General features: G+C 33.5%; 23 protein-coding genes and 2 tRNA genes. 14 read left to right on the top strand and 11 right to left on the bottom strand.

Going from position 1 to position 23,335, the window contains the following annotated elements; translation table 11 throughout:
- Positions 1–81 precede the first annotated feature (81 nt).
- Positions 82–342, bottom strand: a complete 261-nt coding sequence (locus tag HOO91_20700; protein NOU19985.1) for a DNA-binding protein — start codon at positions 340–342, stop codon at positions 82–84.
- Positions 343–612: 270 nt separating this feature from the next.
- Here HOO91_20700 and HOO91_20695 point away from each other — a divergent pair, with 270 nt between their 5' ends.
- Positions 613–1,440: an HAD family phosphatase gene (locus HOO91_20695; GenBank protein NOU19984.1), complete on the top strand. Its 828-nt coding sequence runs from the start codon at positions 613–615 to the stop codon at positions 1,438–1,440.
- Here HOO91_20695 and HOO91_20690 read toward each other — a convergent pair.
- Positions 1,427–1,864 carry a GNAT family N-acetyltransferase gene (locus tag HOO91_20690; GenBank protein NOU19983.1) on the bottom strand — a complete coding sequence of 146 codons (438 nt, stop codon included), beginning with the start codon at positions 1,862–1,864 and terminating at the stop codon, positions 1,427–1,429. The two genes, HOO91_20695 and HOO91_20690, sit on opposite strands and share 14 nt — an antisense overlap.
- 9 nt (positions 1,865–1,873) lie before the next feature.
- A complete protein-coding gene (locus tag HOO91_20685; protein NOU19982.1) occupies positions 1,874–2,629 on the bottom strand; it encodes a menaquinone biosynthesis protein in 756 nt (251 codons plus the stop codon).
- 191 nt (positions 2,630–2,820) lie between these two features.
- On the opposite strand from HOO91_20685, the gene purB reads away from it, so the two are divergent.
- A complete protein-coding gene (gene purB / locus HOO91_20680) occupies positions 2,821–4,167 on the top strand; it encodes an adenylosuccinate lyase (protein NOU19981.1) in 1,347 nt (448 codons plus the stop codon).
- Positions 4,168–4,275: 108 nt separating this feature from the next.
- The gene (locus HOO91_20675; protein ID NOU19980.1) at positions 4,276–6,093 is read left to right on the top strand and encodes an ABC transporter ATP-binding protein; all 1,818 of its coding nucleotides are present in this window, start codon (positions 4,276–4,278) and stop codon (positions 6,091–6,093) included.
- 317 nt (positions 6,094–6,410) lie between these two features.
- Here the strand turns inward: HOO91_20675 and HOO91_20670 are convergent.
- Both HOO91_20670 and HOO91_20665 read right to left on the bottom strand, forming a co-directional pair.
- Positions 6,411–6,499 (bottom strand) — tRNA-Ser (locus HOO91_20670).
- Positions 6,500–6,661: 162 nt separating this feature from the next.
- Positions 6,662–6,748 (bottom strand) — tRNA-Ser (locus HOO91_20665).
- A 260-nt stretch (positions 6,749–7,008) separates the two neighbouring features.
- Between HOO91_20665 and HOO91_20660 the strand changes: the two genes are divergently transcribed.
- The 7 genes from HOO91_20660 to htpG all read left to right on the top strand — a co-directional run bounded on the left by HOO91_20660 (position 7,009) and on the right by htpG (position 14,196).
- Entirely contained in the window at positions 7,009–7,281 is a 273-nt protein-coding gene (locus tag HOO91_20660; protein NOU19979.1) for an HU family DNA-binding protein, read from the top strand.
- A gap of 531 nt (positions 7,282–7,812) precedes the next feature.
- Complete coding sequence (locus HOO91_20655; protein NOU19978.1) at positions 7,813–8,496, top strand: RNA methyltransferase; 684 nt, start codon at positions 7,813–7,815, stop codon at positions 8,494–8,496.
- Between the two features lie 52 nt (positions 8,497–8,548).
- On the top strand, positions 8,549–9,256 hold the full coding sequence (locus HOO91_20650) for a response regulator transcription factor (protein ID NOU19977.1): 708 nt from the start codon (positions 8,549–8,551) through the stop codon (positions 9,254–9,256).
- Between the two features lie 10 nt (positions 9,257–9,266).
- The gene (locus HOO91_20645) at positions 9,267–10,454 is read left to right on the top strand and encodes an aspartate aminotransferase family protein (protein ID NOU19976.1); all 1,188 of its coding nucleotides are present in this window, start codon (positions 9,267–9,269) and stop codon (positions 10,452–10,454) included.
- A gap of 61 nt (positions 10,455–10,515) precedes the next feature.
- A complete protein-coding gene (locus HOO91_20640) occupies positions 10,516–11,454 on the top strand; it encodes a hypothetical protein (GenBank protein NOU19975.1) in 939 nt (312 codons plus the stop codon).
- A gap of 36 nt (positions 11,455–11,490) precedes the next feature.
- Positions 11,491–12,033 (top strand): hypothetical protein, encoded by a 543-nt coding sequence (locus HOO91_20635; protein NOU19974.1) that lies wholly within the window; start codon positions 11,491–11,493, stop codon positions 12,031–12,033.
- 114 nt (positions 12,034–12,147) lie between these two features.
- Entirely contained in the window at positions 12,148–14,196 is a 2,049-nt protein-coding gene (gene htpG, locus HOO91_20630) for a molecular chaperone HtpG (GenBank protein ID NOU19973.1), read from the top strand.
- A gap of 264 nt (positions 14,197–14,460) precedes the next feature.
- Here htpG and HOO91_20625 read toward each other — a convergent pair whose 3' ends face one another.
- Positions 14,461–14,979: a hypothetical protein gene (locus HOO91_20625; protein ID NOU19972.1), complete on the bottom strand. Its 519-nt coding sequence runs from the start codon at positions 14,977–14,979 to the stop codon at positions 14,461–14,463.
- 108 nt (positions 14,980–15,087) lie between these two features.
- On the opposite strand from HOO91_20625, the gene HOO91_20620 reads away from it, so the two are divergent.
- From HOO91_20620 to mltG, 3 genes are all read left to right on the top strand, one after another.
- A complete protein-coding gene (locus HOO91_20620) occupies positions 15,088–16,281 on the top strand; it encodes a pyridoxal phosphate-dependent aminotransferase (GenBank protein NOU19971.1) in 1,194 nt (397 codons plus the stop codon).
- Positions 16,282–16,450: 169 nt separating this feature from the next.
- Positions 16,451–16,819: a four helix bundle protein gene (locus tag HOO91_20615; protein NOU19970.1), complete on the top strand. Its 369-nt coding sequence runs from the start codon at positions 16,451–16,453 to the stop codon at positions 16,817–16,819.
- 49 nt (positions 16,820–16,868) lie between these two features.
- On the top strand, positions 16,869–17,909 hold the full coding sequence (gene mltG / locus HOO91_20610; protein ID NOU19969.1) for an endolytic transglycosylase MltG: 1,041 nt from the start codon (positions 16,869–16,871) through the stop codon (positions 17,907–17,909).
- Between the two features lie 80 nt (positions 17,910–17,989).
- On the opposite strand, the gene murB is transcribed toward mltG, so the two are convergent.
- Positions 17,990–19,000: a UDP-N-acetylmuramate dehydrogenase gene (gene murB / locus HOO91_20605; GenBank protein NOU19968.1), complete on the bottom strand. Its 1,011-nt coding sequence runs from the start codon at positions 18,998–19,000 to the stop codon at positions 17,990–17,992.
- Between the two features lie 85 nt (positions 19,001–19,085).
- Here murB and HOO91_20600 point away from each other — a divergent pair, with 85 nt between their 5' ends.
- Positions 19,086–20,180, top strand: coding sequence for a glycosyltransferase (locus tag HOO91_20600; protein NOU19967.1), 1,095 nt, complete (start codon positions 19,086–19,088; stop codon positions 20,178–20,180).
- Here HOO91_20600 and HOO91_20595 read toward each other — a convergent pair.
- Genes HOO91_20595 through HOO91_20580 form a run of 4 tightly spaced genes read right to left on the bottom strand, consistent with a single transcriptional unit; the run spans position 20,177 to position 23,201 of the window.
- The gene (locus HOO91_20595; GenBank protein ID NOU19966.1) at positions 20,177–20,737 is read right to left on the bottom strand and encodes a nitroreductase; all 561 of its coding nucleotides are present in this window, start codon (positions 20,735–20,737) and stop codon (positions 20,177–20,179) included. The genes HOO91_20600 and HOO91_20595 overlap by 4 nt on opposite strands.
- Positions 20,721–21,383: an NAD(P)H-binding protein gene (locus tag HOO91_20590; protein NOU19965.1), complete on the bottom strand. Its 663-nt coding sequence runs from the start codon at positions 21,381–21,383 to the stop codon at positions 20,721–20,723. Before HOO91_20590 ends, HOO91_20595 begins: the two co-directional genes overlap by 17 nt.
- 26 nt (positions 21,384–21,409) lie before the next feature.
- Complete coding sequence (locus HOO91_20585) at positions 21,410–22,165, bottom strand: response regulator transcription factor (GenBank protein ID NOU19964.1); 756 nt, start codon at positions 22,163–22,165, stop codon at positions 21,410–21,412.
- A 1-nt stretch (position 22,166) separates the two neighbouring features.
- Positions 22,167–23,201, bottom strand: coding sequence for a histidine kinase (locus HOO91_20580; GenBank protein ID NOU19963.1), 1,035 nt, complete (start codon positions 23,199–23,201; stop codon positions 22,167–22,169).
- Positions 23,202–23,335 lie beyond the last annotated feature (134 nt).

The raw sequence follows: 23,335 nt of genomic DNA, 5'->3' as shown, positions 1-23,335 counted from the left end.
AATCGTTGCTCGAATTTCGTAAAAAATAGAAAGCAGGACAATTTTTTATCCTGCTTTTTTAGTTTGAAGATATAATGTTTTCTACACCAATTCCCCCGACCTTGTGATAAGCTCATTAGCCATATCTAGTATCGTTGAATCATCTAATGTAACAATCCCGCCATCGGGTCCCTGCTCAACGTGAAAGCCTACTGCACCTCCCTTTTCGTAATTTGTTCCGCCAAAATAATTACGTACAGTTTCGACATTCACGTTTAATCTGTCTGCGATATGTTGCATACTCCCTGAAGGAAGATTGTCTTTTATCCTCCTTAACTCATTAAATGTTATTAATTTGGTCATATTTGTTAAGATTTTAAAGATATCAAATGGGGCTTAAATATATGAAATGCTAATTGGAATTAAAAATTATTTAACTGTTACTTAACGTTAATTTTATTAACCATTCCTAGAAGCCACAACATTATTGAGTATAATTAATAAAATCAGGAAGTTGATATATGTTATTAAACGATTTTTATGATGACTTGTTTGGTTGAGAATTCAGATTTTGATGAATGAGAATGGTTTTTACTTAATAGTTATCTTTGAGCATTCCTTTTATGTTTTTTTATGCTGAAAATGGTTGTTACTGATCTTGATGGTACACTGCTGAATAGTGATGCTATTGCTGAGAAACCTGTCCTAGAAACATTATTCAGTTTAGGTGAAATGGGGATAGTAAGAACAATTGCCACAGGTCGTTCGCTTTACTCAATTAATAAGGTTTTATCGGATGATTTTCCAATTGACTATATAATTTTTTCTTCTGGTGCTGGTGTGATTCGATGGAGCGATAAACAGATATTGAATTCTCGTCTTCTATATCAGCACGAGGTTCAATCTGTTGTTGATGATTTAATTACACATGGAATTGATTTTATGGTTCATGAGCCAATACCTCACAATCATTGTTTTCTTTACCATTCAACAAATAATGAAAACTCCGATTTTGACAGGAGAATAGAGACATATAGAGCATTTTGTAGACCATATATTTCAGGTATCGATTTTCCGAATGGAGCAACCCAAATAATAGCTGTTCTACCTAATGATACCGAGTTATTTACCCGATTAAGTAATAAGTTTCCAAAATTAAAGGTTATTAGAACAACATCCCCTTCGGATGGAGTTTCAATTTGGATGGAAATTTTTCCACTTGATGTTTCAAAAGCCTATGGAATAAGTTGGCTTTGTGGTGACGAGGTGAAATGTAAGAGAAATGAGGTTATTGCAATTGGAAACGACTTTAACGATTTGGATATGCTCGATTTTATAGAACTTTCTTATGTTGTTTCGAATGCACCTGATGAGTTAAAAAAACATTATAAGGTTGTACCATCTAACAATGAGTATGGTTTTAATTTTGCAGTAAAGGATGCGCTGACTATCCTTCGATGATTCCAATATCTCGTATGATGTATACATCATAATCACCTAAATAGGTGAAACCTAAATTTTTATAAAGTTCTATTGCCGCAATATTGTTTTTATGAACCTCTAACTTTACCTGATAACCTTTTTGCTTAACGAATTTGAGTGATTCTTTTGCCAGTTTTAATCCTATCCCTTTACGTTGATATTTAGGATGAATACCGAAGTGGTGAAGATGAATTCTTCTCCCATCAAAGGTCATCCATGATGTGCCAATAATTTCATTATTTGATGATTCAACAACTAGCATCTTACCGCCCATATTAATGCTTTGCTCAATGATTTCGAGGTTATCTCCCCGTTGAGCACTGCCGAGATTTGTAAATTGCCAAACATTCATTAATCCTTGATAATCAGATGCTGTAAAATCTCTTATTGTAATTTTTTCCATAATTTTAAGTTAAATCTCTTTACTAAGACTCCAAAATAGTTTTAATGCTTCCCTTTTTTTACTGTTCAAGTCGAATGAGATATTATTCTTAAAATATAGCTGAGCATCAAGCCTACTTATATTAAGTGCAGTGAGCGAATCAATAGATGCATCAATATTATCAACTCCCAGTTTTAGGGACTGGTTAAATGAGTAAAGGAAGGTTTTGTCAATTTGCTTATTTGCTGTCCAGGCAGCAAATACAAATGGTAAACCTGTTAGCCTAATCCATTCTTCAGCAAGATCGTATCGATATTTAAATTTGGATTCAAGTTCAAATACCCTATCGCCAATTATTACAATTCCATCATAAGGATCGATGTCATTTAATGTATGTTGTGGGGTATAGGGAATCCATTCGGGTTTGATTTTCCAAAGATTATTCGATAAAACTTTAATCAACATAACAGATGTTCTTGATTGATAATCAAGGTAAATTCTATCGAGAGTTTCAATTGGTGAGTTGCTAAGTAGCACAACAGTTCTTACAGGCCCTTCAGCGCCTATGCAGAAATCAGAAATAATATTATAATAAGGTAGAGATGGTATGACAGCTACAGGAACTAATCCTATATCGACTTCATCATCAGCAAGTTTTCGTGCGCATTCCGCCGGATAATCTAACGACAAGTTTATTTTTTCTAATATACTTGAATTTTGTAACCCGTAAACAAAAGGAATAGAGTTTAAATATGATACTGCCGATACCCTAATCTTTTCTATCATCTTTTAAATTATTTATTGTCCTTTAACAACTTATAAGTAGAAAGGTTTATTTACCTTGCTACGAAATTAGTAAAAACAGAACAAAAGAGTTCCATAACCCATTAAATAATGATGTTTTAAATCTATCTTCTAATAGATTAGCGAATTTCAAGGGTTCTTTATTAACTTTGACTCTTAATAAAAAGTTGACTATGGACTTTACTCAATTAACTGCAATTTCGCCAATCGACGGTAGATATAGAGATAAAATTGAAGAGTATTCATCCTTCTTTTCGGAGTTTGCACTAATCAAATATCGAGTTTTTGTAGAGGTTGAATATTTTATTGCTCTATGTGAGTTACCCCTTCCTCAATTAACTAAGGTTGATAAATCATCATTCGGAGTTGTGAGAGAAATTTGTAGTAATTTTTCCTTTGAAGATGCCCTGCAAATTAAGGAAATTGAGAAAACTACAAATCATGATGTAAAGGCTGTTGAGTATTTTTTAAAGGAGAAATTTGATTTGAATAATTTGGGTGATTTTAAGGAGTTTATTCATTTTGGGTTAACCTCACAGGATATTAATAATACGGCATTCCCCTTAATGTTAAGGGATTCGTTAAATGATGTGTACTTTCCCTATCTTGAACAGGTTATTGAAAAATTAAAATATTTTTCCAATGAATGGAGGGATGTTCCTTTGCTTGCAAGAACACACGGACAACCGGCCTCTCCAACATGCCTAGGTAAGGAGATAAAAGTATTTGTTGAACGCTTAGAAGTACAAGTTAAGCAGCTTAAAAGCATACCATTATCTGCTAAATTTGGCGGAGCTACTGGTAATCTTAATGCTCACCACATTGCATATCCTGAAATCGATTGGGTTGCATTTGCAAATAGATTTGTAAATCAAATCCTTGGACTTAATCGTTCTCAAACAACAACTCAAATTGAGCATTACGATAATTTAGCAGCACAGTTTGATTGCATGAAGAGGATTAACACTATTCTCATCGATTTGTGCAGGGATATTTGGACATATGTGTCGATGGATTATTTCAAACAAAAGATCAAAAAAGGCGAAATTGGATCATCTGCAATGCCGCATAAAGTAAATCCAATAGATTTTGAGAATGCTGAAGGTAATTTTGGTATGGCAAATGCAATTTTCGAACATCTTTCGGCTAAATTACCAATATCCCGCTTGCAGCGCGATTTAACTGATAGCACTGTGTTGAGGAATATAGGTGTGCCGATGGCACATACCCTTATTTCATTTAAGTCTACCTTAAAAGGTTTTGATAAACTACTGCTTAATGCTGAAGCCATAAATAACGATTTGAATAAAAATTGGACTGTAGTGGCAGAAGCAATCCAAACTATTCTTAGACGTGAGGGTTATCCTAATCCATACGAAGTCCTAAAGAACCTAACTAGAACTAATAAACCCATATCACAGAATGATGTTGTTCAGTTTATTGATAATTTAGAGGTTAGCCCCCAAATTAAAGAGCAACTGAAACTTATTACACCTTTTAGTTATACGGGTCTTTATTAAAGGCATTAATCTCGATTGTAATAATATATTATAAGGTGTTTACCACAAATTATATTTTTTACCTTTGTCCGAAATCAAATGCTACTAACATTACAATAATTAACGTTGATGAAAAGATTTTTTAAGGTTTTCCGCTTTATATATCCTTATAAATGGCAAGCAATAGCTAATATTACCACCAATCTTTTGGGAACTGCTTTTGGCTTGTTTTCAATTTTAATGGCAATCCCCTTCTTAAAAGTGCTTTTTGGAACACAACCTTTAGTTGATGTAAAACCAGAATTTACGTTTAATGTCGACTCAATAACTCAATACTTTAATTATTTGGTATCCCAAATAATCACGGAACATGGCAAAGCCAAAGCGCTGTTATTTATAATTGTTTTAGTTATCGTCACCTCTTTTTTGAAAAATCTTTTCTCATATCTTGCTTTATGGTTTTTGGCTCCAATTAGGAATGGCGTAGTTAAGGATATAAGGAATGCTCTATTTCAAAAGATTATGGTATTGCCATTAAGTTATTTTTCTGATGAGAAGAAAGGCGACATTATTAGTAAAATGACCAATGACGTTAATGAGATAGAAGTTTCAATAATTAGATCTCTGGAAATGTTTTTTAGAGATCCTATTGCAATTATTGTATATCTATTGATACTAATTAAGATGAGTCCCAGCTTAACAATGTTTGTACTTATCTTATTACCTATTGCTGGTTTTATAATTGGTCGAATTGGTAAAAACTTGAAGAAAACATCCTTTAAGGGGCAAAAAAGGATGGGCACTCTTCTCTCGATTATTGAGGAGACGCTTGGAGGACTTCGAATCATTAAAGCATTCAATGCTGAAGGAAAGGTTACGAAGCGTTTTGAGAATACCAATAGTTTTTACACTCGTCTTATGATCAAAATGTGGCGGAGACGAGACCTAGCCTCACCATTAAGTGAATTTTTAGGAACAGTAGTTATTGCACTTGTACTATGGTATGGCGGAAAACTTATTCTTAGCGGGAATAGTAATCTTTCTGGGGAGGTTCTAATTGGTTATGTAGCCTGTTTCTATATGATTATAAACCCTGCAAAATCATTTTCTAGCGCATATTTTAATATTATTAAGGGATTGGCTTCGGCTGATCGTATTGATACTATTCTTAGTGCTGAAAACAGTATTAAAAATAGTGTGGACGCAAAAGCAATAAAAAGTTTTGAATCGATTATTGAATATAAGAATGTAAGTTTTAAATACGAGGATGATTATGTTCTTAAAAATATTAACCTAACAATTGAAAAAGGAAAAACGGTTGCACTTGTTGGACAATCAGGATCGGGTAAAAGCACTATGGTCGACTTACTTCCCAGATTCTATGATCTTGAGGAGGGTGAAATTTTGATTGATGGTATTAATATAAAGGAGTATACCCTTGAAAGTCTTCGTGGATTAATGGGAAATGTTAACCAAGAGCCAATACTTTTTAACGATACATTTTTCAATAATATAGCATTTGGCGTTGAGAATACTTCGGAAGAATTTGTTACTAGTGCTGCCAAAATAGCTAATGCAAACGATTTTATTGTTGCCACGCCCAATGGTTACTATTCAAATATTGGGGATAGAGGCAGTAAACTTTCTGGAGGTCAGCGCCAACGGGTAAGTATAGCTAGAGCTATTCTTAAAAACCCCCCAATTATGATTCTCGATGAGGCTACAAGTGCACTAGATACTGAATCAGAAAAATTAGTACAAGAGGCAATCGAAAATCTAATGAAGCATCGTACCTCATTGGTAATTGCCCATAGGCTTTCAACAGTTCGTAATGCAGATCTTATTTGTGTTCTCCACGAAGGAGAGATTGTTGAAAGAGGGAAACACGAGGATTTGATAGTTCTGAATGGGATTTATACAAAACTATATAACCTACAAACCTTATAAGGCTATACCTATTTATATATTATATGATTCCAGCGTTACTTCATTAAAAGGGTATATATGCCAAAAATAGTTGTTAAAAACTCATACACCTCTTGTTCTTATTGAGTTTACTGATACTCTATTGGAGGGTGTTTCAATAGATGATGAAAAAAATTTCTTTATAAACCTCTCCACCCATTTGTGAGAGAGGATTTCTAAAGAAATTTTTATGAGATAAAAACAAAATCACCAACTAATTTTGGCATTATTACCTTAAAAGAAACTGGAGAGTATTGATAACAAAAAAACGAAAGTCATAAGGACTTTCGTTTTTTTTGCGGAGAGAGAGGGATTCGAACCCTCGGATCCAGTTACCTAGATCAACGGTTTTCGAGACCGCCCCGTTCGACCGCTCCGGCATCTCTCCAATTACTATTTGAACAGGGATTGCAAAAGTAGATACTTTCGGTCGATTTAACAACAACAATTTTTCTTGTTTTTTCTGAGAAGTTCAAATGAAAAAATAGATGCAAAGCCTGAAAAATCAAAAAAAACCCGTTAAAAAACGGGTTTTTTCCATGATTTGAAGCGGAGAAAGAGGGATTCGAACCCCCGGACCCCTCGCGAGGTCAACGGTTTTCAAGACCGCCGCATTCGACCGCTCTGCCATTTCTCCGGGGGGCAAAGGTAATTTCTTTTTTATTTTTTCAAAATCCTTTTGTTAAAAAATATTTTATTTTTATTGACAAAACCTTTGCTTTATTAAAGAATTTTTCAATAATTTAGCGTTAACAAAATCAACGGATCTTGTGAAAGGCAAAAAAAACGCCACTTTTACATAATTTATTTGATAAAAAATTTGGAGAACCCAATAAATACGCTATCTTTGTAATGTGATGGTCAACTAACTATTATTAACCCTAAAAAAGTACAATTATGAACAAAGCACAACTTATCGATGCAATTGCAGGTGAAGCTGGTTTAACTAAAGCAGATGCTAAAAAAGCTCTTGACGCTTTTGTAAAAACAACTGGTACAGCTCTAAAAAAAGGCGATAGAGTAGCTCTTGTAGGTTTTGGTTCATTCTCAGTTAATAAGAGAAGCGCAAGAACTGGCCGTAATCCTCAAACTGGCAAACCTATTACTATTAAAGCTAAAAAGGTTGTAAAATTCAAACCAGGTAGTGATCTTAGCGGACACGTACAATAGTTGCTTTTCATACAAAAAAAAGGAGGACCATTGGTTCTCCTTTTTTTGTTTTGTCTTTTTTCTATGAAAAAAGAAGATGAAATACCTAAGGGATAATGTACAAGTTGATGATTCGAGTATAAAGATTTGAAAAAATCAATAAAAAAATATCATCATAGGTTTTGAATCTATATTGCTAAAATTATTTGGTATATTAATGTCAGTTCGATATAAAGAGTTGTTTAATTGCATATTAATCAGTATTATGCACATAAAATTTAATTGGAATGATGGAAAAATGGAACTGGAGCAAAGCGGAACTCGGCGAAGTCAATTTTGGAAGAAAAAAGTTACAAGAAATTTCATTATTTCATTATTCCAACCTTCCATCGCCAAGCTAAATATTCATATGCTACTGCAAATAAACACATTGTCATGTTTTTAAAATCGAACTTGCGTTATATTATATTCAGATATATAATTGTTTAACTAAATTTTATTCAAGTGGATAATAGTCTTATTGCCAGAGACCCTTCATTAAAAAAAGACTTTATTGCTTTTTTATCGGAATGTATCTATGAGCGAAGAGTTTCTCAAATCCAAAGGGTGCTTGAGTCTAGAACTAGATATATTACAGTAGTTCTTGAGGATATTTATCAATCACAAAACGCTAGTGCAGTATTACGTACTTGCGATTGTTTGGGTCTTCAAGATATTCATATTATTGAGAATAGACATAGTTTTAATATCAACCCGCAGGTAGTTTTGGGTTCCAACAAATGGCTAACAATCAAAAAATATAAAAATGAGCCTGATAATTCTATTAAGGCAATAGAGGTGCTTAGAAATGAAGGATATAGAATCTTAGCTACAACACCTCACACAGAAGAAGTCCCTTTGGATCGTTTTGATTTACAAAAAGGGAAAGTTGCTTTGTTTTTTGGAACTGAACTTTCTGGATTATCAAAGACGGTTTTAAACAATGCCGATGAATTCGTATCAATACCTATGTATGGTTTTACGGAAAGTTTTAATATATCGGTCTCTGCTGCAATAGTCTTATACTCACTTACAAAAACACTAAGAGATTCTAATATTCAATATCAATTATCTGATGATGAAAGGGAAGATCTTCTTTTATTGTGGCTAAAAGCAACAACTAAAAAGTGGGAAATGATGGAAAAACGTTTTTTATTTGAAAAGAAAGTTGAATCTTTAAAAAATACTGACCTATGAATTTGATGAATTCACATAATTTTTATTAAATTCGGTCAAAATATTGATGCATATGAACTGTATTATAATAGATGATGATGAGATGTCGAGAAGGGTAGTGGAAGAGTTTATTAACCGTACGGACTTCTTAAATCTTAAAAACTCCTTTTCAAATGCAGTAGAAGCAATTAATTATGTAAAGCAGGATGAGGATGTACATTTAATTTTTCTCGATATTGAAATGCCCGAGATGAGTGGAATTGATTTTTTGAATACTTTATTGACTCCACCTCAAGTAGTTATTATTTCCTCAAAGGAGGAATATGCTATTCAAGCATTTGATTATAGCGTTACTGATTATTTGCTTAAACCAATTACTTATGCACGTTACTTTAAAGCAGTAAGTAAGGCTTATGAAATTTTCAATAAAGGCCGCGCTAATGTAGATGTTGAAAAGGAAATCTTTATTAAAAAAAACAGCTCTTTAGTTAGGATTAAGTATAATGATATACTTTGGATTGAAGCGTTGGAGAATTATGTTGTTATCAATACTATAAATGATAAATTTACAATACATTTTACAATGAAGTCGATTGAAAACCAATTGCCTTCAATAAAATTCAAACGTGTTCATAGATCTTTTATTGTAAATATTAGCAGGATAACAAGTATTGAGGATAATTCTGTTATCATTAAATTGAATGAAATTAAGAAAGTTATACCAATTGGTAAGTCCTATAAAGAGAAACTCCTAAATGAGATTAATTTAATGAATAAATAATTTTACTTAAATGTTAAGTCTTAGGCAACTATTTCTTAAGCATGTTGCCCAAACATCTGAATCGCCTCTTTCGCTTGAGATAGAACGAGCTGAAGGGGTTTATTTATTTGGATCTGATGGGAAACGTTACTTTGATTTAATATCAGGTGTTTCGGTTAGCAATGTTGGCCATTGCCACCCGAGGGTGGTTGAGGCCGTAAATATTCAGACCTCAAAGTATATGCATCTTATGGTTTATGGTGAATATATTCAATACCCACAAGTGAGATTTGCCCAAAGGTTAACTTCTATTCTACCAGAGGCACTTAATAATGTATACTTTGTTAACTCGGGTAGCGAAGCCGTAGAAGGAGCATTAAAACTAGCAAAACGCTATACGGGTCGTTCAGAGATAATTTCATTTGTTAATGCGTATCACGGAAGTACACACGGTGCTTTAAGCGTAATGGGCAATGAGGAACCTAAAAGAGCCTTTAGACCTTTACTCCCAGGGATTAAACAAATTCAGTTTAATTTTTTACCCGATTTAGATTTAATAACAAAAAAAACTGCTTGCGTTATAGTTGAACCTGTTCAGGGTGAGGCGGGTATAATTTCACCTATTGATGGATTTCTAGATAAATTACGGAAAAAGTGCAATGATACAGGCTCCCTTTTAATTTTCGATGAAATACAGACTGGCTTTGGAAGAACAGGAAAGATGTTTGCATTTAATAAGTATGGAGTTATCCCAGATATTCTATTACTTGCCAAGGCAATGGGTGGTGGCATGCCACTAGGAACTTTTATTTCGTCTAAAACAATCATGGACAGTTTGAGTACAAATCCACCCTTAGGGCACATTACGACATTTGGTGGACACCCTGTTTCTTGTGCATCAGCAATTGCTGCTTTGGATGTGCTAATTGACGAAAGGCTAATTGAGGGGGTGGATGAAAAAGCTAAAATATTTTATGATAAGTTAAGTAAGCACCCGAATGTTAAGGAGATAAGGTCTGATGGACTATTTATGGCTATTGAAGTTGGTTCATTTGAAAAAATTTTGAAGTTGATTAAAGTTGCATTAAATAATGGTGTAGTTTTGGATTGGTTTTTATTTTGTAATACTGCCTTTCGAGTTGCACCCCCATTAAGTATTACTATTAAGGAGTGTCATGATGCTGCTGATTTGCTTTTAAAGTCATTAGATGAAATCTGATTTTAAATTTGCCAATACCTTAATATATAGTAAATCCTAAAAATTGTAATTGCTGAAAAACATGTCATTGATTCGAATATTCTTAAGTTCAGTACTGCTTACATTAATCGTTTATAATACTAAATGTCAGACTGTTAACGATGTTTCTTTTAATCAGATTGAGGATAGTATAAAGGTATTAATGGGTCATATTATAAAGGATAATTCTTTTTCAAAAAAAGAGGAGGCTAATAATAATGTACTTTCACTATTTCGAAATTCGTTGATAAAGGAAGGTGCATTCAGTTACCCTTTTGACTCGTTAAAAAATATTGGAAGGATTACATCAAAGGATGGTAAACTAAGAATTTTCACATGGAATCTCCCTTTAACAGGAGGGTGTCAGAGATATTTTGGTTTCATAATGTACAAGAAGAGTAAGGGCAATATGTTTATATTTGAACTTAATGATAGTCGGCAGACAATAAATGCGCCGATAAAAGAATTATTAGGAGATTCAAATTGGATGGGGGCTTTATACTATTCGTTAATTGAAAAGATTTATAAGGGGAAAACATATTATGTATTACTTGGGTTCGATTTCAATAATATTTTCTCTTCAAAAAAAATAATTGAAGTTTTAACGTTTGGGAAAGACTACAAACCTGTATTCGGATCAAATGTCTTTAAGGTGGGGGATAATGTTTTATCTAGAGTAGTTTTTGAATACTCTGCTAGAGTAACAATGACTCTTCGCTATGTTCCAGAATCACAAACCATTGTGTTCGACCATCTATCACCTTCTAGTCCTGAATATGCTGATAACTACCAATTTTATGGTCCAGATTTTACTTTTGATGGTTTTAAATACCAAAAGGGTTTTTGGATTTATGTAAGAAATTTAGACATGCGAAATTCTAGTAGAGGGCCAGGTAAACATTATGAAAGTCCTGAAAAATTGCCAGAACCAGGGTTCTTGTATAAAACCAAAAGTGGGTTACCCATGCAAAAGCAAGAATAGAAAGCGTTTTTTTTATATGTATATTATTACCTATTCATGAAAAAGATTAAGCTAAAACCCAAAATTGATACTAATATCTATTTGGTCGATCATGATCCAGCATTTATCTTAACCGTGAATAAGAGTATTGATAATACAGAAAAGTATAATATCAGAACTTTTAATTCAGGAGAGAAATTTATTGCACATTTAAAGGCGTTGAAGTTTAAAATTAACGATATATACATTGTTTTCTTAGGCTATAAGTACTTTGATGAAGGGAGTAACACCCTTATGAATGGTGTTGAAATTCTTGAGGCAACAAAAGTTGTAAATAAAGATATTGAAGTAGTTATGCTTACCGGACCAGATGAAGGTTCATATGGATCCTACGTGATGAAATGTGGCGCATACACGTTTATTCCAAAGAATGAAAATATACATCTACGCATTAATAATATAATAATGGGTATTATAAGTCAAAAACGACTGACTCAAAAACGTAGACGATTTGTTGTTTCATTAAAAATTATTATCGGATATATACTTCTCCTTGTTGTAATGTGGGTTATCTATAAGATTTTTTTCTATAAACTTTAATCAAACTTGCCAACTTTACTTTAATTGTGACTAAATGTCAGACTTAAAAGTGTGGCACTAGGTTTGAAATTGCTAGAATTGGATTTTTTGTAAAACTTTAAAATTGATATTGATATGCAAAAAGGAAAAATTGGTGTAACAACGGAGAACATATTCCCAATCATTAAGAAGTTTCTTTATTCTGATCATGAGATATTTCTTCGCGAGATTATCTCCAATGCAGTTGATGCTACTCAAAAGTTAAAAACATTAGCTTCGGTAGGTGAATATAAAGGAGAACTTGGAGATCTTACAATTAATGTGGAAGTTGATAAAGATGCAGGTACAATTAAAATATCTGACAAAGGTATTGGGATGACTGCCGATGAAATTGAGAAGTATATTAACCAGATTGCTTTCTCAGGGGCTGAGGAATTTCTGGAAAAATATAAAAATCAAAATAACGCAATAATCGGTCATTTTGGGTTAGGTTTTTATTCATCCTTCATGGTTAGCGATAAGGTTGAGATAATTACCAAATCTCATAAGGATGAGTCCAAGGCTGTTCATTGGAAATGCGATGGAACACCTGATTATGATATAGAAGAAATAGACAGAACTGAAAGAGGTACAGATATAATACTCTATATTAACGATGATTCAAAAGAATTTCTTGAGGAAAGTAGAATCGAAGGCCTTTTGAAGAAATACTGTAGGTATTTACCAATTCCAATTTCTTTTGGAACTGAAAAAGAGTGGAAAGACGGTAAAGAGGTAGATACCAAAAAGGTGAAGATTATTAATGACATCAATCCTCTTTGGACACGCAAACCTGTTGACCTAAAGGATGAGGATTACCAGAAGTTCTATCATGATTTATACCCAGTAGCAGAAGAACCCTTATTCAATATTCATCTTAATGTTGATTATCCTTTCAATCTAACAGGAATACTTTATTTCCCTAAAATAAAAACCAATTTTGATATCCAGAAGAATAAGATTCAACTATACTGCAATCAGGTTTATGTAACTGATTCAGTGGAAGGTATTGTTCCAGAGTTTTTGACTCTACTTCATGGAGTAATCGATTCTCCTGATATTCCTCTTAATGTATCGCGTAGCTATTTACAGAGTGATTCCAACGTTAAAAAGATTTCGGGTCACATTATGAAAAAAGTTGCAGATAGACTTCAAGATATCTTTAAGAACGATAGACCACAATTCGAGAAAAAGTGGGATGACCTTAAACTTTTCATCACCTATGGTATGATTTCAGATGAGAAGTTCTACGAAAGGGCTGATAAATTTTCACTGTTCAAAAATGTTGATGGCAAATACTTCACCTTTGAGGAGTATGAAAAGTTAATTAAAGAAAATCAAACTGATAAAAATAAGACCCTTGTCTACTTATACACTAATGATAAGGAGGAACAGCACAGTTATATTGAAACAGTTCAAAACAAAGGTTATGATGTTCTCATGATGGACGGACAACTCGATCCACATTTAATTAATAGCCTTGAAAGTAAACTAAAGGATTCTCGTTTTGTCAGGGTCGATTCTGATGTAGTTGAAAAATTGATTGTTAAGGAAGATCGTAAAGAGGTTAGCCTAGCAATTGATGAGCAAAATGATCTCCGTTCGGTTTTTGAAGGAGCTTTACCTGAGAATTCTCACTACTGGGTGTCGTTTGAAGAACTTGAGGAAACTGCTAACCCTGTGGTTATCACTCGTTCTGAGTTTATGCGCAGGATGAAGGATATGGCTGCAATGAATTCATCAGCAGGATTTTACGGGAATATGCCAGATAGTTTAAACCTAGTGGTTAACGTTTCGCATCCACTAATTAAAAAGGTAATAAAATCGAAAGGCAAAGAGTTAGGAGCAAAGATAGGCGAGTTGGATACTCAGATTAAACCTGTAGAGGCTAATGTTGATGAGCTGAAGAAGAAGACCAAGGATAAAAAAGATGAGGAGATTGCTCAAGTCGACAAGGATTCACTTTCCGAAGCCGAAAAGGAATTGGATAAGTTAAAGGATGAAAAGAAAGTAATGCTTAAAGGGTTTGGTAAGGACAACAAATTAGTAAAGCAGATGATTGATCTTGCACTTCTAGCAAACAACATGCTGAAAGGAGAAGATCTAAGCCGATTTGTTAAGCGAAGTGTGGATTTGATTAAATAATCTTGAATAAAATAGTAAAAAAGCCTCGAATTAGTTCGGGGCTTTCTTTTTAGAAGGTATCTTAACGCGAGTTCGACGTAAGCATAACACATTGATCCCAAGCATAGTGTTAGATTGTTGTTTTGTCATGCTGAACGGAGTGAAGCATCTAGTTTTTATATGATTAGATACTAGGATGATACCTTACATCGAACTGATGTTAAAATAGAAAAAAGCCTCGAATTAGTTCGAGGCTTTCTTTTTATTAGAAGGGATCTTGAAAAGCTAGAAAAACTCCCCAACCTCTTTCTTTAGCTGTTCAATAGCCAGTGCTGTTGGATGTTGTTCAAATTCCACCAACAATTCAAGAATCTTCTGGCTGAAAACAATTGAAGGTGCTTCGGGATCAACTTTTTCAGCGCAAACATTTATCAGTTTTATCACATTCCCTTTAGCATTACGGGTTAACTCCCAAGCCTCGTTACTCACATATAATTGTTGCGAAAGATTATGCTCCCACTCAGCTCTGATAGTACTTAAAAGAGATGTATGAAGCCTTTGAGCATTCATGCTAGGTTGGTTTACCCGAACTATCATCGATTCAGGCGATATGCGTTCAAGAAAAAGCACCAACCTTTCATAGGCCTGTAGCCTAATTGGGGTTGATATCCGCTGATTGGTAAAAGTCCTTTCCGCTTTACGACGGTCTGCCTCATCGCGAAGTAGCCTTGCAATGGCTAAATAACCTGCCAGAAATACAAGTAGGGCTGGAAGAACAATTTTAAGAAGATCTACTAGTAGCATATTTTTTATTATCTATTGTTTTTCGAAACAGAAGAAAATGTAATTTTAGCGTTTTAAAGTTACAAAAGATATTAATTGATTTCAAAATCATATTAAACAGTTAATAAAATGGAAAAAGTATCAGCAAGATTAGCAGCATTAGCTGAATCACAAACATTGGCGATGTCACAAAAAAGTAAGGATTTAAAGGCTCAAGGGCATAATGTAATCGACTTAAGTGTTGGTGAACCCGATTTCCAAACCCCCGATTTTGTGAAGAACGCCGCAAAGAAGGCGATTGATGATAATTTTTCATTTTACTCCCCTGTCCCTGGTTATCGCGATTTGCTCGAAGCCATTTCAGCAAAACTTAAAAGGGAGAATAATCTTGACTATGCGCCTGAACAGATTGTTGTTTCTAATGGTGCAAAGCAGAGTCTCACAAATATTCTGTTATGTTTAGTAGATAAGGATGATGAGGTAATTGTTCCTGCTCCATATTGGGTTAGCTATGTTGAACTGGTTAAACTTGCCGAAGGAAAAAGCGTTGTAATTGAAACCAATATCAAGGATAATTTTAAAATTACAATTAAGCAATTAGAGGAAGCAATTACGCCCAAAACTAAGATGCTTATTCTTTGCTCACCTTCAAACCCAACTGGTAGTATTTACACACACGATGAACTTGTTGCTATATCTAAAGTAATTGAAAAACATCCTGATATATTTGTGATTTCCGATGAAATCTATGAGCATATAAACTTTGTTGGAAAACACGAAAGTTTTGCTCAGTTCGAAAGTATTCGTGACAGGGTAATAATAATTAATGGAGTTTCGAAGGGTTATGCAATGACAGGCTGGCGTATTGGCTATTCAGCATCGGCAAAATGGATTGCCAAAGCAAGTATTAAGTTACAAGGTCAAACAACATCAGGAGCCAGTTCTATTGCTCAAAAAGCATCAACGGCAGCTATTAACTCCGATGGTTCTTACCCTGCCGAAATGCGTAAAGGTTTTGAAAAACGCAGAAATTTCATGGTTGACGCTCTTTCAAAAATCAAAGGTTTTAATACGAATGTACCTCAAGGAGCTTTTTATATTTTCCCCGAAATATCTTACTTCTTTGGTAAAACAGATGGGAAAACTACCATCAAGAATTCTGATGATTTTGCAATGTTTTTGTTAAACACTGCGCATGTAGCTCTTGTTCCTGGTAGCGCATTTGGAGCACCTGATTATATTAGATTCTCTTACGCTGCATCGGATGCACAACTGAAAGATGCTTGTGAAAGGATAGCTAAGGCGGTGGAGTTGTTGAAGTAAAAGTTTGTTTAATCAACATTTTTTTAATAAAGGTATACTTTTCTGGTTACTAGTTACTAGTATCTGGGTTGTCGGTTTGGTTAAAGTTTTTTATATTAAAACAAATTTTATGGATTAATAAAAAAGCGGAAAATCAAATTCAAACAATCTTATAATATGCTATATTGTAATGATTTACAAAAGTTATAAGGATCTTGAAATTTACCAGTTAGCTTACAAACTTGCAATTGAAGTTCATTGTCTAAGTTTAACTTTACCAAAGTATGAATTATTTGAGCAAGGAAGCCAAATAAGAAGATCTAGTAAAAGCATTAAAGATAACATTGCTGAGGGTTTTGGTAGAAGAAGGTACAGGGATGAATTTATTAGGTTTCTAATATTTTCACAATCTTCTTGTGATGAAACAATCTCGCAACTTAATATGATTAGCGATATACATTTTTCCGAAAAACCATTAAATGATTTAATTAATCGATATGAAATTTTGGGAAAACAGATAAATAAATACATTCAATATGTTGAATCTAACTGGAAATAGTTTCTAGCAACCAGCAAAACTAGTAACCAGAGTAACAAGCAACCTAATAATGCTTCAAGAGTTATCAAGAAAATATTTATTGATCGGTATTGCAATAGTATTTGCGATTCTTATGGTTATTGGATACGTTTTTTATAATCGAATGTATAGGTCTAATGTTCGCATAACCGAGGATAAATATCTTTATATAAGAACAGGGTCTGATTTCAATGTAGTGGTAAAGTTGCTGCAGGATAATAATATAATTGCCGATATTGAATCATTTATTAAAACATCAGAAAGATACAATTATACTCAAAGAGTTAAATCTGGTCGATATAGGATTAAATCAGGAATGAGTAATAGGGATATAGTAAGAATGCTTATTTCGGCAACTCAAGCCCCAACAAAGGTGACCTTTAATAATATTAGAACCCCCGAGCAGCTGGCTGGTAAAGTATCGCACCAAATAGAGGCTGACTCCCTTTCAATTTTGGGTCTTTTCAGAAACCCGGAAACGTTTGTGAAGTATGACTTTAAAAAGGAATCATTGATTTCTATGTTTATTCCTAATACCTATGAGTTCTATTGGAATACAAGCGCAGAGGCTTTTTTCGATAAGATGAAAAGATCCTACAACCAGTTTTGGACTGATGAGCGAAAATCTAAAGCCAAGGAGATTAATTTAACCCCAATAGAGGTTTCAACTTTAGCCTCGATTGTAGAAGAGGAGACGATAAAACAGGATGAACGACCTAAAATTGCTGGGGTTTATATAAATCGGCTGAAAAAATATATGCCTTTACAGGCTGATCCAACCATAAAGTTTGCATTGGGTGATTTTACTCTTCGAAGAATTTGGACAAAGCATTTGGAGGTGAAATCTCCATATAATACCTATAAGAATATTGGACTACCGCCGGGTCCAATTAATTGCCCTTCAATTTCATCTATTAATGCAGTTTTAAACTACGAGAATCATCAATACCTTTATTTTTGTGCAAAGGATGATTTTTCAGGGTATCATGTTTTTGCAAAAACACTTGCTGAGCATAATCGGAATGCAGAGGCTTATCAAAGGGCGTTGAATAAGGAGAGGATTTTCAAGTAATTTGAAAATTTGACAATGGAGCAATATGACAATGAAACAATTAAATGTTCTTTAAATTTTCAAATTTCTTAATTTTCAAATTAAACGATATTCACCTCCATTTCTAATTCAACACCAAACTGATCAAGAACAGTCTTTTGGATTTGTTCTGCGAGATTTAATATTTCGCTCCCTGTTGCATTCCCGTAATTTACAATAACAAGGGCTTGATCCTTATGAACGCCACAATTGCCAACCCTTTTCCCTTTCCATCCACATTGTTCAATGAGCCAGCCAGCCGGAATTTTAACAACACTGTCTGAAACAGGGTATGAAGGTGCTTTTTCAAATTTTCCTTTAATCTTCTCAAATATTTCAGTATTAACAACAGGATTTTTGAAGAAACTTCCTGCATTACCTAATTCTGCTGGATCGGGTAGTTTCCTTTTACGTATGTTGATAATCGCTTGCCTAATAGTATTTAAAGACTTTTCTCCAAGGTTGCTAATTTCCTCTTCAATATTACCATAATGTGTTACTAATGTTGGTTTTTTAGAGAGTTTAAGGTGAACATATGTGATTATAACCTTATTTTTCAGCTCGTTTTTAAAAATGCTGTTTCTATAATCGAATTGGCATTCGGAATTATTAAGAGCAACAAGTTTTTTTGAAACGATACTAAGACCTTCAACTTTCACAATTGTATCTTTCGCTTCAACGCCGTAGGCGCCAATGTTTTGGATTGGACTTGCACCCACATTCCCAGGAATGAAGGAAAGGTTTTCCAATCCTCCTAGACCCTTTAAAACGCTCCATTCAACAAGATAATCCCAGTTTACTCCCGCACCAACTTTAACAATAATGCTATCGGTTGCATCTTCCGTAACTTCAATTCCTTTAATTATAGGGTGAATAACAAGTCCATTGTAATCTTTAGTAAATAGAATATTACTGCCACCTCCTAATATAAGAATGGGTAGATTGGAGTATGAGGCGTAGTTTAGGGCGAAAGAAATACTGTCTAAAGTGCTTGCTTCGACAAAGAATTGAGTATTAATATCTAAACCAAAAGAGTTTTTTGATTTTAAAGAATAATCCTTTTTAATATCTATCATTTTTTTTACGCAAAGATAAGCAAAGCTGAACAAATCACTTTGCTTCGGGTTTTATTTCTATATTAGCTTATATTTTAAATTTATGGCTCGAATAATAATATTTGCTACCACCGATTTAATTTCGGATCAACGCGTTCATCGTACTGCTCTAACATTAAATCAGGCTGGACATAGTGTGCTTTCAATAGGTCGAAGATTAGATAAAACCCCGAAAAAAGTTGAAAAAAAGTATCAGGTGCAATTTTTTAATATGTTTTTTAGAACAGGATTTCTGTTTTATTTCTTTTTTAATTTAAGAGTACTTTTCTTTTTACTGTTTCATAAATTTGATTTGGTATGTTCAAATGATCTTGATTCCCTTCTTGGATGCAGATTGGGTTGCTTTATAAAAAAGAAGCCTATTGTTTATGATAGCCATGAATTTTTCACAGAAACCCCTGAACTCATAGATCGACCATTTACAAGAAGGATATGGTTGACGCTTGAGAAATTATGTTTAAAAGGAATTAAATATTCAAGCACAGTTTCTGAGGGCATTGCAAATGAATATTATAAAAGGTATGGTATTAGAATGGCTGTTGTGAGAAATCTGCCTTTTAGGAATGAGAATTTTGGACATAAGAGCACTAGACCTACCTTAATATATCAGGGCGCATTAAATAAGGGAAGAGGTGTGGAACTTGCCATTGAAATGATGAAATACTTATCATGTTACTATTTAATTATTGTTGGAGGTGGTGATTTAGAAATTAAATTCAGAAAGCAGGTGATTGACTTGAATTTATTCGATAGAATTGAATTCAGGGGAAGACTTCCATACGATAAACTACATGAATTAACCTCGAAAGCATGGCTTGGACTATCTTTGGAAGAGGATTTAGGATTGAGTTATCGGTATGCTTTACCCAATAAGTTATTCGATTATATACAAGCTCAGGTTGCAGTAATGGTAAGTGATCTGCCCGAGATGTCGAAAGTAGTAAACGAGTATGGCGTGGGCATGGTTGCTTCAACCAGAAAACCAAAAGAACTAGCCGATTTGGTATTGAATTTTATTGAGAATAAGGTTCAAAGGGAAGAAACTATTAAAAACTTAAATAAGGCCTTTAATATTTTAGTTTGGGAAAATGAAAAATCAATACTTTTAGAGTTATACGAAAAGGCTTTAGCCGGCTAGTACTTATTGTTACTAACAACTTCATCAAAAGATTTTCTCTTTTTCTCTCTCAACTCATTATCAGCAGGATATCCAAGGGTGATGATAAGGATTGGTCTTTTCCTTCTTGGAATGTTTAATAATTTCTTAACAGAAGTTTCGTTGAACCATCCAAGAATACAAGTTCCTAATCCCTCTGCTGTTGCTTGAAGGCATATTTGTGATGCTGCTATTCCAATATCAATTAAAGGAAGGTTTTTATTTTTCATAAAACTTCCAAAATTAGAATTGAAATTTGCTGATTCCATAACAATTACAATATGAACTGGTGCCTGTTTTGTAAAATGGTTAATTCCAATTACGCTATTTGATGTAGCATCAGCAATCTTATTCTTAATTTCAGGATTATCAACAACTATAAATTTCCATGGTTGGGCATTACATGCTGAAGGCGATAATCGACCTACCTCAATAATTCTATTAATCTTTTCCTTTTCAACTACATCTGGTTTGTAATTCCGAACGCTTTGTCTATTGCTAACTAACCATTGAAAAACTTCGCTATAATTGTTTGTCATACTCTTCCGCAATTTTTTTAAGAATATTTGAATCTACTGTTACAATCCCATTGCCATTCTGTGCAAGCATTATCATGCTTTTGGCCACATCTTCAGCATTTATGCCCTTATATTTTCTTAATGAGCCAACAAAGATAAAATTTAAAACTTTAAACAGTGCAATACTAATTTTTTCTACAAATCTAAATTCTTTTCTATTGCCCAGGAGTAGCGAGGGACGAACAATACCGCAGTAATCAAAGCCAATTTTTTTAACCTCCTCCTCCATTTGTCCTTTAGTTCGGAGGTAGAAATTTCCCGTTGATGGATCTGCCCCAATTGAACTTACTACAACAAAGCGTTTTACCTGTGCTAATTTTGATTGTTTGGCAATTTCAATAACCATTTCATAGTCCACTTTTCTGAATGCATCCTTTGAACCAGCCTTTTTCATGGTAGTTCCAAGACAAACAAACACATCATCAACCTCATTGGGTATTGAAAATGATTCGGGATTAAAATCGATATGTTCAATTTTATAAAGAAGCGACTCTGGTTTTTTGCGGGCATAGGAGTAACCCTTATTATAATCCTTATGTTGCGATAGTAGTTGAATTAAATGGTTTCCTATTAATCCCGTGGATCCGAATATGGCAGCAGTTCTCATGGTAAGTATTTTTAAATATTATATTACTATTGATTTAACCATTCCTTAAAACCCGAAGCTCTTTCGGAGCTTACAATTACTTCTGTTTCAGGGTTTGGCAAAAGTTCAATTTTTACTCTTGATTTGGAGTAGGTGAACATTCCTTTTATTGCTGAGAAATTTACTATAAACTTTCTGTTTATTCTATAAAAAATCTTTGGATTTAAAACCTCATCAAGTTTTTCGAGGGTATAGTCAATTGCATATCGATGACCATCTTCAGTTACTAGAAATACTGATTTTTCGAGTGCAAAGAAATATGCAATAGTGTTTACCTCAACGGATTTTAGCTTATCGGCAAACTGAACTACAAATCGAAGTTGATAGTTTTGTTCGGATTTTCGCAATGTGGATAGAAATTTTTCAAAATCGATAGAAGATTTTTCAGTCCGATGTTCTTTATACTTTTTTAAACTATTTGCAAGTTCATCCTCTTTTATTGGTTTTAATAGGTAATCGATGCTATTAACTTTGAATGCTTGAATAGCATATTGGTCATAGGCTGTAGTGAAAATTATAGGACATTTAATTTTAATCTGATCGAATATTTTAAAGCTAGAACCATCTGCAAGATGAATATCCATTAAGATGAGCTCTGGTTCTTTGTTGTTCTTTATCCATTCAACAGTAGACGATATGCTATCTGTAATAGATAATATTTGAGATGTGGGTTCAATAGCAACCATCATCTTAGCTAACCTGCGAGCCGCAGCAATCTCATCTTCTACAATCAACACGTTCATACTACATCGTCAGTATTGGGATTGAAACAGTAAAGTTACTAATGGTTTCAATAATTTCGACTTTTTTATTTGTTAAGAAGGAGTACCTATCGGAGATATTCTTTAATCCAAATTTATTAGATGCTTGATCTAAATCGCGCTTTTGGAAATTGTTGCTAACGATAATACTATCATCATTAGTAAAAATGTTAATTGTTAATGGTTTTTCCTTTGAGATGATATTATGCTTAATAGCATTCTCCACAAGCATCTGCAGCGTTAATGGGGCAACAAAGTTATAAAGTTGATTTGAAGGAATATTTATTGTATACTTTAAATTATCGCCGTAACGGTTCGATTGAAGGTCGAAAAAAGTTTTGATAAGTTCTAGTTCTTCTTCAATTGTTATTATCTCTTTATCTTTTAAAAATAAAATGCTTCGATAATAATCGGCTGTTTTTTGAACGTAATCAACCGCCATTTTTGGATTTTCTTCGATTAAACTGGCTAAAGTGTTAAGATTATTGAATAGAAAATGGGGATTAATCTGACTCTTTAGCGTTTCGTATTGACTCTTAATATTTTCCTTTTCAAGTTTCTCCGTTTTTGTCAGAGTTTCTTTCCATTGCATAAAAAAGTACCAACCTTCATAAATTGATGTATTGAAAAAGGTGATCATCAGAGTAAAAAAAATTGAAATTCTGAGATTTTTTTCGAAAGACTCAATCGGGTGTATCTCATTTATTATGAAGAAAAATAATCCCACTATAGAGGTGTAAAGTAGAATGGCAAGAATCTCAATAATTAAGTGTTTTAAGGGATTCTTTTGCCAAGGGAAATTTTCGCCTAAATAAATTACTATTGCTCTAACTCCCAACCACATTATTAGGGTTGTGACAAGTGAACCTGCAATACTTAGGAGTGATTTTATGCTTAGAAATACTGAATGATATTCATTAAAGATAAAGGGTGCACCAAAAGTGATTGTTAGAACACCTATGATGAATACCCATTTATCTTTAAAAATAAAATTACCGTTTTTTGTTAAATCATCCATTAGGATACAAATTAAATAATTGAGGTGTTTATTTAAATACTATTATTAGATTTGCATTCTAACCATAGAACGCATGAAGTTTACAGGGGAAAACATAATAGAATTTTCAGGCAGGTTTAAAGACGACTTTTCGT

The organism is Bacteroidales bacterium, assembly GCA_013141385.1.
GTDB lineage: Bacteria > Bacteroidota > Bacteroidia > Bacteroidales > Tenuifilaceae > UBA8529.
The sequence above is the reverse complement of the archived record's forward strand: the minus strand, read 5'-3'. Positions and strand labels throughout refer to the sequence as shown.

Bases quoted from the DNA above. Each gene is read 5' to 3' on its own strand.
- HOO91_20645 (NOU19976.1), top strand. From the start codon at position 9,267: ATGTTAAGTCTTAGGCAACTATTTCTTAAGCATGTTGCCCAAACATCT.
- HOO91_20585 (NOU19964.1), bottom strand. From the start codon at position 22,165: ATGAACGTGTTGATTGTAGAAGATGAGATTGCTGCGGCTCGCAGGTTA.
- HOO91_20650 (NOU19977.1), top strand. From the start codon at position 8,549: ATGAACTGTATTATAATAGATGATGATGAGATGTCGAGAAGGGTAGTG.
- HOO91_20685 (NOU19982.1), bottom strand. From the start codon at position 2,629: ATGATAGAAAAGATTAGGGTATCGGCAGTATCATATTTAAACTCTATT.
- HOO91_20580 (NOU19963.1), bottom strand. From the start codon at position 23,201: ATGGATGATTTAACAAAAAACGGTAATTTTATTTTTAAAGATAAATGG.
- HOO91_20695 (NOU19984.1), top strand. From the start codon at position 613: ATGCTGAAAATGGTTGTTACTGATCTTGATGGTACACTGCTGAATAGT.
- purB (NOU19981.1), top strand. From the start codon at position 2,821: ATGGACTTTACTCAATTAACTGCAATTTCGCCAATCGACGGTAGATAT.
- HOO91_20615 (NOU19970.1), top strand. From the start codon at position 16,451: ATGATTTACAAAAGTTATAAGGATCTTGAAATTTACCAGTTAGCTTAC.
- HOO91_20635 (NOU19974.1), top strand. From the start codon at position 11,491: ATGAAAAAGATTAAGCTAAAACCCAAAATTGATACTAATATCTATTTG.
- mltG (NOU19969.1), top strand. From the start codon at position 16,869: ATGCTTCAAGAGTTATCAAGAAAATATTTATTGATCGGTATTGCAATA.
- HOO91_20625 (NOU19972.1), bottom strand. From the start codon at position 14,979: ATGCTACTAGTAGATCTTCTTAAAATTGTTCTTCCAGCCCTACTTGTA.
- HOO91_20690 (NOU19983.1), bottom strand. From the start codon at position 1,864: ATGGAAAAAATTACAATAAGAGATTTTACAGCATCTGATTATCAAGGA.
- HOO91_20700 (NOU19985.1), bottom strand. From the start codon at position 342: ATGACCAAATTAATAACATTTAATGAGTTAAGGAGGATAAAAGACAAT.
- HOO91_20600 (NOU19967.1), top strand. From the start codon at position 19,086: ATGGCTCGAATAATAATATTTGCTACCACCGATTTAATTTCGGATCAA.
- HOO91_20590 (NOU19965.1), bottom strand. From the start codon at position 21,383: ATGAGAACTGCTGCCATATTCGGATCCACGGGATTAATAGGAAACCAT.
- HOO91_20595 (NOU19966.1), bottom strand. From the start codon at position 20,737: ATGACAAACAATTATAGCGAAGTTTTTCAATGGTTAGTTAGCAATAGA.
- HOO91_20620 (NOU19971.1), top strand. From the start codon at position 15,088: ATGGAAAAAGTATCAGCAAGATTAGCAGCATTAGCTGAATCACAAACA.
- HOO91_20640 (NOU19975.1), top strand. From the start codon at position 10,516: ATGTCATTGATTCGAATATTCTTAAGTTCAGTACTGCTTACATTAATC.
- HOO91_20660 (NOU19979.1), top strand. From the start codon at position 7,009: ATGAACAAAGCACAACTTATCGATGCAATTGCAGGTGAAGCTGGTTTA.
- HOO91_20675 (NOU19980.1), top strand. From the start codon at position 4,276: ATGAAAAGATTTTTTAAGGTTTTCCGCTTTATATATCCTTATAAATGG.
- htpG (NOU19973.1), top strand. From the start codon at position 12,148: ATGCAAAAAGGAAAAATTGGTGTAACAACGGAGAACATATTCCCAATC.